The following is a 13,674-nucleotide window of genomic DNA, read 5'->3' on the forward strand; positions in this document are numbered from 1 at the left end:
GTACCTTGAAGGCTGAAATCGGGGATTCATGAGGAAATATGCAATGATATTATCGCTGGTGCTGAGTGGAGTGGCCTTCACGGCCTGGATAGAGGTCATGAATGAATATGACCCGGTTCCCATTCCGCCCAGCAGCCAGCGCCTGGGGGGCGATCCGCAAAAAGGATACGATTACCTCACGACCGGCGACTATGTAAAAGGCGGTGTACCCTATAGCGCTTTTATCATGGGACTGGGCAAAGACCGGAACAATTACCTGCAACGCGCTGGCAAGAACGAAAAGATACCTTTCTCGTATACAGCCGTCACGGCGCCCAATGGTGAAATACTGGTAGCCCCCAATTGCCTGCAATGCCACGCACAGGTATTCGAAGACCAGCTCCTCATCGGCATGGGCAATACGACCATCGATTTCCGGCAGGACGATAAGCTCAACGTCAAAAACCTCAAAGCGCTGGAGTCTTTTCTGAAACTCACTTCACCCAAAAAATACCAGGCGGCCAAATCATTCATCGAGGTGGCGAAAGCCATCGGCCCACACCTGCAAACCGATGTACAGGGCGTCAACGCCGCCGACAGGCTGGCAGCCTTGCTGGTGGCGCACCGCGATCCCGTTACTTTTAAATGGAATGATACTGTCTACCTTGATGTTCCCGAAGAAGTGATCCCCACTGATGTGCCCGCCTGGTGGTTGCTGAAAAAGAAGAACGCCATGTTCTACAACGGCTTTGGCCGCGGTGACTTTGGCAAATTTCTCGGCGCCTCCAACCTGCTCACGGTAGTCGATACCAGCGAATCGGCCGAAGTCGATGCCCATATGCCCGATATGCTGGCGTATATCTATTCGCTCGAGACACCCAAATATCCCGGCACGATCGATGAGTCACTCGCCACAGCAGGCGAAAAGATATTCGTGAACAACTGCTCCAAATGCCATGGCACCTATGGTCCCGAAGGCAGTTTCCCGAACCTGCTGATCCCGGCAGCAGTCATCCAGACCGACTCCCTGTTGTCGAAAAGCAACTACTCCAATCCGCAATTTGTAAACTGGTTCAACAACAGCTGGTTCACCAAAGGCGACCATCCGGCGCGCCTCGAACCTTTTGACGGCTATCTGGCACAACCATTGGATGGTATCTGGGCTACCGCCCCTTACCTGCACAATGGCTCGGTACCCACTTTGGAGGCCTTACTCAACAGTGACCTGCGACCGGCTTACTGGTCGCGCAATTTCGATAAGCTGGTATACGACTACGAAAAGCTCGGCTGGGTGTATAAAAAGCAGGAAGGACCGGGCAAAAATGTATACAACACCACCAAAAACGGCTACGGCAAGTATGGCCACACCTTTGGTGACCGGCTCAGCGATAAAGAACGCCGGGCGGTACTGGAATACCTGAAAAAGTTGTAAGCATTTTTCTCTTACATTTACCAGCTGTCGTGCAGTTACAGGAAACCATAGGATACAAGACGATTCAACAATGGCTGGCCGCCAAGGGCCATCGTCCATTTGCATTCCAGGAAGAAGCCTGGGAGCATATCGTACAAGGCAAAAGCGGCCTCGTCAACGCGCCGACCGGCTTCGGTAAAACCTTCTCGGTATTCCTCGGCGCGGTCATCGACTTCATCAACCGCCACCCCAACAATTACCAGACTAAATCAAAGAACGGCTTACAGCTACTGTGGATCACCCCGCTGCGCGCCCTGGGCAAAGACATCGCCCGCGCCATGGAAGAAGTGGTCACCGAACTGGGCATGAGTTGGCAAGTAGGTATCCGCAATGGCGATACCACCGTGAATGAACGGGCCCGGCAAAAACGTCAGATGCCCGAAGCCTTGGTGATCACGCCTGAAAGCCTGCACCTGCTGCTGGCGCAGAAAGGTTATGCCGACGTGTTGAAGCATCTTCGCATCATGGCCGTCGACGAGTGGCATGAACTCATCGGCAGCAAGCGGGGTGTGCAGGTAGAACTCGCCGTTACGAAGATCGTGCACACCCAAAAAGCCCAGGCCAACTGGCACTGCGCCGTCTGGGGTATCAGCGCCACCATCGGTAACCTCGAGCAGGCGCAGGAAGTGTTACTGGCCCCGGTGGGCAGTACCGGCGCTACCGTAAAAGCACAACTACGGAAGGAAGTGGAGATAGAGTCCATCATTCCCGATGAGATAGAAAAATATCCCTGGGCAGGTCACCTCGGCATCAAACTCGCCCACAAAGTGATCCCCATCCTGGACCAAAGCCGCACGACACTCATCTTCATCAACACCAGGGGCATGAGTGAACGCTGGTACCAGACCCTGCTCAATATTGCCCCCGAACTGTCTGGCGCCATCGCCCTGCACCACGGCAGCATCGAACAGGAACTGCGTCTATGGGTAGAAGATAATCTGCATACCGGCCGGCTCAAGGCGGTGGTGTGTACTGCCAGTCTTGACCTGGGTGTCGACTTCCGCCCGGTAGAAACCGTTATACAGGTAGGTTCGCCCAAAGGAGTTGCCCGCTTTCTGCAACGCGCCGGCCGCTCCGGTCACCAACCAGGCGAAGTGAGCAAGATCTATTTTCTGCCCACGCACTCGCTGGAGTTGGTGGAAGCAGCAGCCCTTAAATCTGCCATCGAAGAGAACTTCATCGAAAGCCGTGACCCCATGTTGCTGTGCTATGATGTGTTGATCCAGTTTCTCGGCACGCTGGCAATATCCGATGGGTTCAAACCCGATGAGCTCTATCACGAGATCACCGCCACCTATTGCTACCGCGATATGACGCGCGACGAATGGAATGCCATCGTGCATTTCGTTACCGAAGGGGGCACGGCTTTGCAACAATACGACGACTACAAGAAGATAGAGATCATCGATGGCGTATACCGCATCTCCAACCGGCGTATCGCCATGCGCCACCGGCTGCACATCGGTACCATTGTGAGTGAGTCGATGATGAAAGTGAAGTTTGTGAGTGGTGGGTTCATCGGCGTGATCGAAGAGTATTTCATTTCACGCCTCTCTCCCGGTGATGTATTCACCCTGGCAGGCCGTAACCTCGAGCTGGTAATGATCAAAGACATGACGGCCATTGTGAGGAAGTCGAATGCCACCAAATCGATCGTCCCCAGTTGGAATGGCGGTCGCATGCCGCTATCGGCCAACTTGGGTAAAAAGTTACGGGAGAAATTTACAGAGGCCGAAATGGTGGCCCGGGAAGCGATGCAGGCAGTAGCACCGGCAAAAAATACGGCTTCCCGCCATAAATCACTCGCCACAGCCTGGGACATCGAGTTGAAAGTACTACAGCCACTGTTTCAATTGCAGGAAACTCTATCACACGTGCCCAGGGCCAATGAACTGCTCATCGAGCAGATCGAGACGAAAGACGGCTTCCACCTGTTCGTATTTCCTTTCGAGGGGCGGCTGGTACACGAGGCCATGGCGGCCATATTGGCGTACCGCATCAGCAAGATCACGCCCATCACCTTCTCGTTTGCCATGAACGACTATGGCTTTGAGCTACTGAGTGATCAACCCATTCCGGTAGACGATACCAATGTCTACGAGCTTTTTGCGCCAGACGATCTGCTGGCCGATATACAACGCAGCGTCAACGCGACAGAGATGGCCAAAAGAAAGTTCCGTGATATTGCCGTGATCGGCGGCCTCGTCTTCCAGGGTATGCCCGGCGAGAGAAAAAAGGCCCGCCACCTGCAATCTTCGGCCTCCCTGTTGTTCAATGTATTCTCGGAGTACGAACCCAATAACCTGCTGCTGCGACAAGCCTACCAGGAGGTGCTGGACCAGCAGATGGAAGAAGTGCGGCTACGCAATATGCTGGAGCGCATTCAACAATCGACGATCGTCCTTACCTTCCCCGAACGACTCACCCCCTTCTGCTTCCCGATCAAGGTAGATAGCATGCGCGAACAACTCACCTCCGAAAAACTGGAAGACCGCGTGAAGAAGATGCAGCTGCAATTGAGCAAGTAATATTGCACGCTCTTGTAAAGGCCATCCCGGCTATTGGCAATTTTATTATTTTAGGGTCCCCAATACCAGCCGCATGATAAAGAAGATCGCCGGAATCTTATTACTCATTCTGATCGGAATTCAGTTCATACGCCCCGAGCGCAATGAATCGACCGGCATCACGGCCAATGATATTGCCCAACAGTATTATATTCCGCCCGATATACAGGAAATACTACAACGCGCTTGTTACGACTGCCACAGCAAAAACACGGAGTATCCGTGGTATACGAATATCCAACCCGTCGGCTGGTGGATGAGCAAGCACATCGAAGACGGTAAAGAAAGCCTCAATTTTAACGAGTTTGGCTCCTACACGCCGAAAGACCAGGACCATGTGATGGATGAGATCATTGAAGTGGTAGGCAATGGAGAGATGCCCCTGCCCAGCTACCTGTGGATGCACGGCGAAGCAAAATTGTTTGACGACACCGCCGTTCTTATCGACTGGGCGCGAAAACTCAAGAAAGAAATTGCGGCGACCAAATGACCTGTGGGTGAATAGTTCCATTCATTCCCATCTTCAACGGCGGCAATAACGTAGTCAAACAATACAGACCGCCTTTTTCTGGCTGCATTTCCTACCTTTGCTACTCCATGCAGGTACCCGTTGCACATAAGATCTTCCAGCACCAGTTCTGGCTTTCGCCCGACCGCTGTATCTTCTGGGAAGAAGCCAAAGCGCTCATCGTATCAGATCTCCATTTTGGTAAATCTGGCCATTTCCGCAAGAATGGTATCCCCATTCCGCAAACAGTATACAAACATGATCTGCAACGCCTCGTCGATCAGTTGCAATATTTTCAACCCCAGCAGGTGATCGTGGTCGGCGATCTGTTTCACAGTCGTGAAAACAAAGAGCTGGAATTGTTCAAACGGTGGCGCCATGACCTCATCGACCTGCCCATCAAACTGGTGCGTGGCAACCACGATATTTTACATGATCGTTGGTACCAGGAGGCTGCTATCGAAGTCATTGAAGAATCCCTTACGTTACATACCCATTTCAAATTCATGCACGACCTGGAGCCCGAACAGCTCGACCACCAGCAATACTGTTTCTCCGGGCATATCCACCCCGGCGTACGGGTTCATGGCCTGGGTAAGCAATCGCTGGCCTTCCCGTGTTTCTATTTCACCAAAACGTTCTGCATACTGCCCGCCTTCGGACAGTTTACCGGATTGGCCATGATCAATCCTACGGCCGAAGAGAATGTCTTCGCGATCGTCAATAAACAGGTCATTCAATTACAATAGGCTCCCGATGCTGAAGATCGCGTACGACCCCATCTATGCCCATCCGCTGCCCGAAGGGCATCGCTTTCCCATGCTGAAGTACGAGTTGATCCCGGAGCAGCTATTGTATGAGGGAAGTATTACGACCGACAACCTGTTTGCGCCGGCGATTTGTCCCGATGAAATCGTTTTGTGGACCCATGAAGCAGACTATCTCGCGCGATTACACGACCAAACCCTGTCCGCAAAAGAACAAAGGCATATAGGATTTCCGCAATCGCCCGCTTTAACGCAACGGGAACTCGTCATTGCCCAGGGCACCATCGACTGTTGTCATTTTGCGTTGGAGTATGGCGTGGCCATGAATGTGGCCGGTGGTACGCACCATGCTTTTGCTGGCCGGGGAGAGGGCTTTTGCCTGCTCAACGATTTTGGGGTGGCGGCCAACTACCTGCTGCACCGGCAACTGGCGCGTAAGATCCTCATCATCGACCTCGATGTACACCAGGGCAATGGAACGGCCAGTCTTTTTGAAAAAGAACCCAGGGTATTCACGTTCAGTATGCACGGCGATCACAACTATCCTTTTCACAAAGAAAAGAGCGACCTCGATGTGGCACTGAAAGATGGCACCACGGATGCCGTTTACCTACCCCTGCTTGAAAATACCCTGCAAACACTGATCAACGAGCTGATGCCCGACTTTGCTTTCTTCCTTTCGGGGGTAGATATACTGGACACCGATAAATTCGGCAAACTCAAGGTATCCCTGCAGGGCTGCCGCCGGAGAGATGAGATCGTATTCGATATGCTGCGTAAACACCAAATTCCCTGTACGGTTGCGATGGGTGGCGGCTATTCGCCCGACGTGAAGACGATCGTCGAAGCACATTGCAATACCTTTCGTACCGCACTCGACCGCTACTTCTAAAACCCTGATCCTTCCTTACGACCATTGGTCGGTACTTCTAAAACCCTGCCCCTTGTGCACGGCCATCGACCTGTACTCCTAAACAAAAACGCAACAACCCATGATCAGGCTGAATTGATCACCGGTCATTGCGTTGTAACTGTCATGCGGCTTGTACTGTACGTACGGCCAACCAAATGCCAGCCCGTTTGTCCAATATCTGACGTCCTAATTTGCTTTTTTCTTCTTCAGCTTGCTCACCTGCTCCTGCAGATCGCTGACTACACTGGCCAACTGATTGACGTCCCACCGTTGCTGGGTATTCGCCTTACTGATCACCATGGTAGCTTTCCACAATTCAATCACATCTTCTGCATTGATATTGTAGGGCTGATACGCTACGTTATCGCTGATCAGGGTATACTTCTGTTTGGTCCGTGTATTTTTCAATACCCTTTTGTACACGATACCCTCATTGCGGGAGATCACGATGTACGTATTGTTATTCCTGACATCTTCGATATCATCCACTTTTTCGCCTACGATCACAGAACCGCTGGGGGTGGGTAACATAGAATCTCCCACGATCTCGAAAGCACGGTAAGAACCGGGCGCCAGCATGGGCAGGGTGAAGGTATTCAGCTCGTCGAGGAATTCCGGGTCGGCATAACCGGCGAGGTAACCGGCCGCCGCCTTCACAGGCACCAGCTGGATCTCGTTCGAACTGCCAGACGCCATCTTTTGCGCGCGACGCTTGGCGAGGTAATTGCCCTTTGCATCCCCCAGGTCTTTCAACAACAATTCATCCAGGGTTAGTTTGAATATTTCCCCCACCTGCTCCAGCACCTCGATCCGGGGATCGGCCCTTTCTTCTTCATAGGCTCCCAACAAAGATCTTTTAATGCCCAGCTTATTGGAGAATTCTTCCTGGGTCCACCCCCGCAACTTGCGGAGATACTTTAGGTTTTTACCAGCGACGCCCATAGACTAATTATTTTAGCAGTAAAAATACTAACTATTTTATCAACCTGACAAATAAATTTTGCCAGAAAATCAAACTTTTTGAAACCCCGGGTAGATCCTACCCGGTTTTCATAGTTAATGCCTCCTATGGCTCGCCACAAAAAATATCCATCGCCTTCAATTCAACACGCACATTACACAGTCCATACCCCAGGCTCTTTTCCCGCCGCCATTCCCGCCGCAGTTTTGTGCCTGCTAAGTTTTTACCATATATCACCATTGAACGTATAATCGATGAAAATAGCCGTGAAGATCCTTAAATGGACAGGTATCGTATTGGCCTCTCTGCTCGTGATACTCATTATCACCGTAGCCGCCCGCCAGCACCGCACATTCGAAGCCCCTTATCCCGATATCAAAGCATCGACGGATAGCAGCATCATCGCCCGTGGCCGGTACATTGCTTACGGTCCCGGCCATTGCGCCGACTGCCACCATGCCGAAGGATCGGAAGAACAGATCCTGAAAGGAGAAGAAGTAGCCCTGGCCGGTGGCAAGCCTTTCAAGCTGCCCATCGCTAATATCTACGTCAGGAATATTACCCCCGATAAAGAAACGGGTATTGGCAACCTGAGCGACGGAGAGATCGCCCGCCTGTTACGCTACGGCGTACGCCCCAATGGCACGGCCGTGATCGACTTCATGCCATTTCACGATGCCACCGACGAAGACCTCACCGCCATTATCTCCTTCCTGCGCAGCCAGCAGCCCGTCAAACACGCTGTACCCAACCATGAAATATTCACGCTCGGCAAAGTGGTCAATGCCTTCCTGATCGAGCCCGTAGGCCCGTCGATGCCGGTACGCAAGAGCATTGCCCGCGATACCACTGCCAACTATGGTAAGTACATTGCCAACAGCATCGCCAATTGTGTAGGCTGCCACACGGCCCGCGATATGATGACCGGCGCCGCCATTGGTGAGCCATTTTCCGGTGGCATGCAGATAGAATCGGTCTTGGAGCCTGAAAAATACGCGATGCTGACACCCAATATAACCCCCGACCCTACCACGGGCCGGCTGGCAGGCTGGTCGCAGGACCAGTTTATCAAGCGATTCCGCCAGGGACGCATCAATCCCCATAGCCCAATGCCCTGGCCTTCTTACGCCCGGATGAGTGATGATGAACTGAAGGCATTGTACAACTACCTCCGGTCGCTGAAGCCGGTCAACAATGCCATCAAACCCGGTCTCATCACGATCAAACAATAGCATAGCCCCGTTAAACAATTGATAATTCGATCAAAGGCAGCAGGAAACGACCGTTTTCTGCTGCCTTTTTGCCCTGAAAAAGGCCTGATTGCCACTCCGTTCCTGCTAAGCTGGCGCAATGCTGCTGCAACTTGTATTATTTTCCTACGAAATCCTGCGCTCATCGCTCCGGGATACAAAGCGGAATGCAACAATTTCAGGAGATACATTATTTTTTTTATCCGTTTGTAGCTATCCAGCAATGAGCACACTATACCCATATCAGGGCATTTCTACACGATCCCGGATTCCAGGTTTTCCATTCCCCTGCGGGAAACTACCGATCCCATCCCATCAACCCTCTCCGGTGTGCCCCACTACGGTCGCTTTTCCTTACCTTTGACGTCCTGTCAAATTGGCTCGTTATCAAAGTATAGCACCTTTTTTGACGGCGAAAAGGTTCACAATTCTGTAAACACATCAACCAGCTATAATCATGTTAGGTTTTCTATCTAAAATGTTTGGAGGCAGTAAGTCGGAGAAGGATATCAAAACTATCCAGCCGATCGTACAGCAGGTCAATCAGCACTTTGCTGCCTACCAATCACTTACCAACGATCAGTTACGGAACAAGACCGTAGAGTTTCGCCAGCGTATCAAAGACCACCTCCAAAAGATCGACGACGAGGTGGCGACCCTGAACAAACAAGCTGAAGAACTCCCTTTTAGCGATATCAATGGCAAAGACACGATCTACCAGGAAGTAGATAAACTGATCAAAGACCGCGACAAACAGATTGAAGAGGTCCTGAAACAAATACTGCCGGAAGCTTTTGCCGTCATCAAGGAAACAGCCCGCCGTTTCAAGGAAAATCCTGATATGGTGTCTACTGCCACCCAGCTAGACCGTGACCTGAGCGTACGAAAGGATTATGTACGCATAGAAGGCGATCAATCTTATTTCAAGAATAGCTGGACAGCCGGCGGCAACCTGATCACCTGGAACATGGTGCACTACGACGTGCAGCTGATCGGTGGTACCGTACTGCACGAAGGCAAGATCTCCGAAATGGCTACTGGTGAAGGTAAGACCCTGGTGTCTACCCTCCCCTCTTACCTGAACGCATTGGCCGGTCAGGGTGTACACATTGTAACGGTGAATGACTACCTCGCCAAACGTGACTCTGAGTGGAACGGCCCCATCTTCGAATGGCTGGGCCTCACCGTAGACTGTATCGACAGGCACCAGCCCAATACGGCCGACCGCCGCAAGGCTTACCTCGCCGATATCACCTACGGTACCAACAACGAATTCGGCTTCGACTACCTGCGTGATAACATGGTGCACACCCCCGAAGAAATGGTACAACGCAAACACCATTTCGCGATGGTGGATGAGGTGGATAGCGTATTGATCGACGACGCCCGTACACCGCTGATCATTTCCGGTCCGGTACCCCGTGGCGACGATCAGCAATACCATGTACTCAAAGGGCGTGTTGAACGCCTGGTGGACATGCAAAAGCAAGTCACCAACAAGTACCTGAACGAAGCCAAAAAAGCATTTGCAGAAGGCGATGACGAACCCAAAGGCGGTGGTCTGGCCCTGATGCGTGCTTTCCGTGGTTTACCCAAGAACAGCGCCCTGATCAAGTTCCTGAGCGAACCAGGCGTACGGGTTAAACTGCAGAAATCCGAGAACTACTACCTGGCCGATCAGCAAAAGCAAATGCCGACCGTAGACCAGGAGCTGTATTTCCATATCGACGAAAAGAACAACCAGGTAGAACTGACCGATAAAGGTATCCAGGCTATCACCCGTTCCGGTGAAGACCCCGAGTTCTTCGTACTGCCTGATATCGGCGTGCAACTGGCAGAGATTGAAAAATCGGAGCTGGACGCAGAAGCCAAGCTGCAAAGCAAAGAAGCAGTACTGACCGACTACACGGTTAAAGCAGACCGCATCCACACCGTGCAGCAATTGCTGAAAGCTTATACCCTGTTTGACCGGGATATCGAGTATGTGGTGATGGACGCACAGGTGAAGATCGTAGATGAGCAAACCGGTCGTATCCTGGATGGCCGCCGTTACAGCGACGGTCTGCACCAGGCGATTGAAGCGAAGGAAAATGTGAAGATCGAAGCCGCTACCCAAACCTACGCTACCGTTACCCTGCAGAACTACTTCCGGATGTACCATAAGCTGGCCGGCATGACCGGTACGGCGATCACGGAAGCCGGTGAGTTCTGGGACATCTACAAGCTGGATGTGGTCACGATCCCGACCAACGTAACCGCCATTCGTAAAGACCAGGAAGACCTGGTGTACAAGACCAAACGCGAGAAGTACAAAGCGGTGATCGACGAGATCGAAAACCTGCGTACAGCGGGCCGTCCGGTACTGGTAGGTACTACCGACGTACAGGTGAGTGAGTTGCTGGGTAAGATGCTGACCGCCAAGAAAATTCCCCACAACGTATTGAACGCAAAACAACACGCCCGTGAGGCGCAGGTGGTAGCAGAAGCTGGTTTGCCCGGCGCAGTCACCATCGCGACCAACATGGCGGGTCGTGGTACGGATATCAAGCTCGGACCAGGCGTGAAGGAAGCAGGTGGCCTCGCCATCATCGGTACAGAGCGCCATGAAAGCCGCCGTGTAGACCGCCAGCTGCGTGGTCGTGCCGGCCGTCAGGGCGATCCCGGTACTTCACAATTCTATGTATCGCTGGAAGATGAGCTGATGCGCCTTTTCGGCAGCGAGCGTATCGCTTCCATCATGGACCGCTTTGGTTACAAAGAAGGAGAAGTGATCCAGCACAGCATGGTGACCAAGAGTATCGAACGCGCACAACGGAAAGTAGAAGAGAACAACTTCGGTATCCGTAAGCGCCTGCTCGAATATGACGACGTCATGAACAAGCAGCGGAACGTGATCTACAAGAAACGTAACCACGCCCTGTTTGGCGACCGTCTCGCACTCGACCTCGATAATGCCTTCTATATTGTTGCAGAAAGCCTCATCTCCGGATTCCAGGAGCAAAGCGATTTCGAAGGTTTCAAGATGGCTACCATCGTCAACTTCGGTATCGATACAGCGATCTCACAAGAGGAATTCGGCAAGGGCAACGCCAATCAATTGGCCGACCGCCTGTACAACGAAGCAATTACGCGCTACCAGCGTAAACTGACTGATGTACAAACCCAGGCAGTACCGGTATTTAAAGATATCCGCGCTACACAAGGGGCGCATATCGAGAATGTGGTAGTACCGTTTACCGATGGTAAGAAAGGTATGCAGGTACTGGCCAACCTGAACAAGACCGTTGAAACAGAAGGTCGTGAGCTGACTAATGCACTCGAACGTCAGATCACTTTGGCGATCATCGATGATGCCTGGAAAGAGCACCTGCGCGCAATGGACGATCTGAAACAAAGCGTACAGACCGCCTACCTCGAGCAGAAAGATCCGCTGGTGATCTACAAGATCACTGCCTTCGATCTGTTCAAGCGTATGGACGCCGACGTAAATAAGGACATCATCAGTTTCCTTTGCCATGCCAACATTCCCGTTGAGCAGCAGAATCCCCAGCAGATCCGTGAAGGACATGAGGAGAAGACAGATATGAGCCGCATGCAGGTCAACAAAGAAGAGATCGACCGTCGTGGCGAAGACTACGCGGCCAATGAGAACGACTACCTCGATCCCTCTACCCAGGTGAAGCAGGAGCCCGTCCGCGTAGGACCGAAAGTGGGCCGCAATGACCTCTGCCCCTGTGGAAGTGGTAAGAAGTTCAAGAACTGCCACGGCAAAGACGCTTAATCAAGTCTTTTGAATAATACTAAAAGCATCCACCAAGGTGGGTGCTTTTTTTGTGGGGTATTGACAGCAGGTTTCAAAATACCTAACTTCACCATACCTTACCGATAAGCGCATCCTATGCCCCTTGCTTTGTTGCAAAACCGGGATTCTCAAACTGGAGATCATCCGCCCATTCATCTATATCAACCAATGGATGAACACCTAAACCAGCCTATGCAGTACCAACTCCGGAAAGAAATACTGGAACCCCATTACATGGCTGGGTATGGCCGGCTGGAGTATTGCGCCATGTACAAAGTTTGGCAAGAGGAAAAAAAAATCGGCCAATTCTTTATCAGTGACGAAGTTGCTTTTTATGCCTATGACGATGAAGATGTAAGGATCGATTACGTTCGACGGGCTTTCCGGCGAACTTTATATCCCATCATAGACCAGAAAACGCAACAGCCATTTGGTGGATACGACCGGCAACATTATTCAAGCTCCTGGACGCCCTACGGAAAACTGTTTCTGGGTGATGCCGTATACCGGACGAAAAAGGCAGGTAGTTGCAAGTTGGGTAGCCGTCCTCAGATAGACAACCTCGACGTATGGATGGGCAACCTGGAGCAATCTGTTCATTTTGATGTCCGGATCACGCGTCCACAACCCTGGTACAAGCGCCCCCGGTTGTACAAGGGAGAACTGGAAGGCACTGTAACGTTACATGGAGATAGCCTGCGGCTACTTTTTTGCAGCCTGTTCCTGTTGGAACAGGTCATAGAATTTGAAGACGACACTTCAGGAGGTTAATATTTATGTACACAAAAATCCATTGGCTGCACCTATCATCCACCAACACCAGGCTGGGCATCATGGCCCGCCCGCGGGGCGGCGAATGGCTGGCCGAGGAAATGGAACAATTCCGGAAACAGGGCGTACAGATCATCGTGTCCCTATTGGAACCTGCAGAAATAAGGGGGCTCGGCCTGCTTAGGGAAGAAGCGCTCAGCACAGCAGCCAGCATCCGGTATATCAACTACCCCATCCCCTACCGGGGCCTGCCAAACAGTATTGAAAAAACGCGCATACTCATCGATGAGCTAACAGAGCAGTTCCACAATGGAGCCACCATCGTCATTCATTGCCGCATGGGTATCGGTCGCTCATCGATTATCGCAGGATGTGTATTATTGCAACTGGGATATTCACGAAAGGAACTGATTGGCGATATCAGCAAAGCTCGCGGCCTATCTGTACCAGATACACCAGAACAATCCAAATGGCTTTTAGCATGGAAACCATCCAACAAATAATTCAGCGCCTCCACCACCTGCCCTGGCCCTTACAGGAAGTACAGGTAAGCCGGCTCCAAACAGATTACAACCTCGGTGGCATCTCACTCATCCGCCCACCCGACCTCATACATTATTCACGTGGGGTGAAAGTCCTGGCCTGGAAACGTGAGCCGGTCGCACAGCAGTAACGGCGCCAACAC

General features: G+C 51.9%; 11 protein-coding genes. 10 read left to right on the forward strand and 1 reads right to left on the reverse strand.

Going from position 1 to position 13,674, the window contains the following annotated elements; all coding sequences use genetic code 11:
- The first annotated feature begins 28 nt into the window (after positions 1 to 28).
- The 5 genes from P2W70_RS12755 (at position 29) to P2W70_RS12775 (ending at position 6,184) form a co-directional block, all read left to right on the forward strand.
- The gene (locus tag P2W70_RS12755) at positions 29 to 1,411 is read left to right on the forward strand and encodes a c-type cytochrome (protein ID WP_276481855.1); all 1,383 of its coding nucleotides are present in this window, start codon (positions 29 to 31) and stop codon (positions 1,409 to 1,411) included.
- 29 nt (positions 1,412 to 1,440) lie between these two features.
- Complete coding sequence (locus P2W70_RS12760) at positions 1,441 to 3,978, forward strand: ligase-associated DNA damage response DEXH box helicase (protein WP_276481856.1); 2,538 nt, start codon at positions 1,441 to 1,443, stop codon at positions 3,976 to 3,978.
- 73 nt (positions 3,979 to 4,051) lie between these two features.
- Positions 4,052 to 4,507, forward strand: a complete 456-nt coding sequence (locus tag P2W70_RS12765) for a heme-binding domain-containing protein (RefSeq protein WP_276481857.1) — start codon at positions 4,052 to 4,054, stop codon at positions 4,505 to 4,507.
- A gap of 107 nt (positions 4,508 to 4,614) precedes the next feature.
- Positions 4,615 to 5,274 carry a ligase-associated DNA damage response endonuclease PdeM gene (pdeM, locus tag P2W70_RS12770; protein WP_276481858.1) on the forward strand — a complete coding sequence of 220 codons (660 nt, stop codon included), beginning with the start codon at positions 4,615 to 4,617 and terminating at the stop codon, positions 5,272 to 5,274.
- A gap of 7 nt (positions 5,275 to 5,281) precedes the next feature.
- A complete protein-coding gene (locus P2W70_RS12775; protein WP_276481859.1) occupies positions 5,282 to 6,184 on the forward strand; it encodes a histone deacetylase family protein in 903 nt (300 codons plus the stop codon).
- A 207-nt stretch (positions 6,185 to 6,391) separates the two neighbouring features.
- Here the strand turns inward: P2W70_RS12775 and P2W70_RS12780 are convergent, their stop codons facing one another.
- The gene (locus P2W70_RS12780) at positions 6,392 to 7,147 is read right to left on the reverse strand and encodes an XRE family transcriptional regulator (RefSeq protein WP_276481860.1); all 756 of its coding nucleotides are present in this window, start codon (positions 7,145 to 7,147) and stop codon (positions 6,392 to 6,394) included.
- A gap of 273 nt (positions 7,148 to 7,420) precedes the next feature.
- On the opposite strand from P2W70_RS12780, the gene P2W70_RS12785 reads away from it, so the two are divergent.
- The 5 genes from P2W70_RS12785 to P2W70_RS12805 all read left to right on the forward strand — a co-directional run bounded on the left by P2W70_RS12785 (position 7,421) and on the right by P2W70_RS12805 (position 13,662).
- Complete coding sequence (locus P2W70_RS12785; RefSeq protein WP_276481861.1) at positions 7,421 to 8,398, forward strand: c-type cytochrome; 978 nt, start codon at positions 7,421 to 7,423, stop codon at positions 8,396 to 8,398.
- 475 nt (positions 8,399 to 8,873) lie between these two features.
- Positions 8,874 to 12,197 (forward strand): preprotein translocase subunit SecA, encoded by a 3,324-nt coding sequence (secA, locus tag P2W70_RS12790; RefSeq protein WP_276481862.1) that lies wholly within the window; start codon positions 8,874 to 8,876, stop codon positions 12,195 to 12,197.
- Between the two features lie 213 nt (positions 12,198 to 12,410).
- Entirely contained in the window at positions 12,411 to 12,989 is a 579-nt protein-coding gene (locus tag P2W70_RS12795; RefSeq protein ID WP_276481863.1) for a hypothetical protein, read from the forward strand.
- Positions 12,990 to 12,994: 5 nt separating this feature from the next.
- Complete coding sequence (locus P2W70_RS12800) at positions 12,995 to 13,492, forward strand: phosphatase domain-containing putative toxin (protein ID WP_276481864.1); 498 nt, start codon at positions 12,995 to 12,997, stop codon at positions 13,490 to 13,492.
- On the forward strand, positions 13,471 to 13,662 hold the full coding sequence (locus tag P2W70_RS12805) for a hypothetical protein (RefSeq protein WP_276481865.1): 192 nt from the start codon (positions 13,471 to 13,473) through the stop codon (positions 13,660 to 13,662). The genes P2W70_RS12800 and P2W70_RS12805 overlap by 22 nt, the downstream gene beginning before the upstream one ends.
- Positions 13,663 to 13,674 lie beyond the last annotated feature (12 nt).

The sequence above is a fragment of the Paraflavitalea pollutisoli genome (assembly GCF_029360705.1).
Taxonomy (GTDB): Bacteria; Bacteroidota; Bacteroidia; order Chitinophagales; family Chitinophagaceae; genus Paraflavitalea; species Paraflavitalea pollutisoli.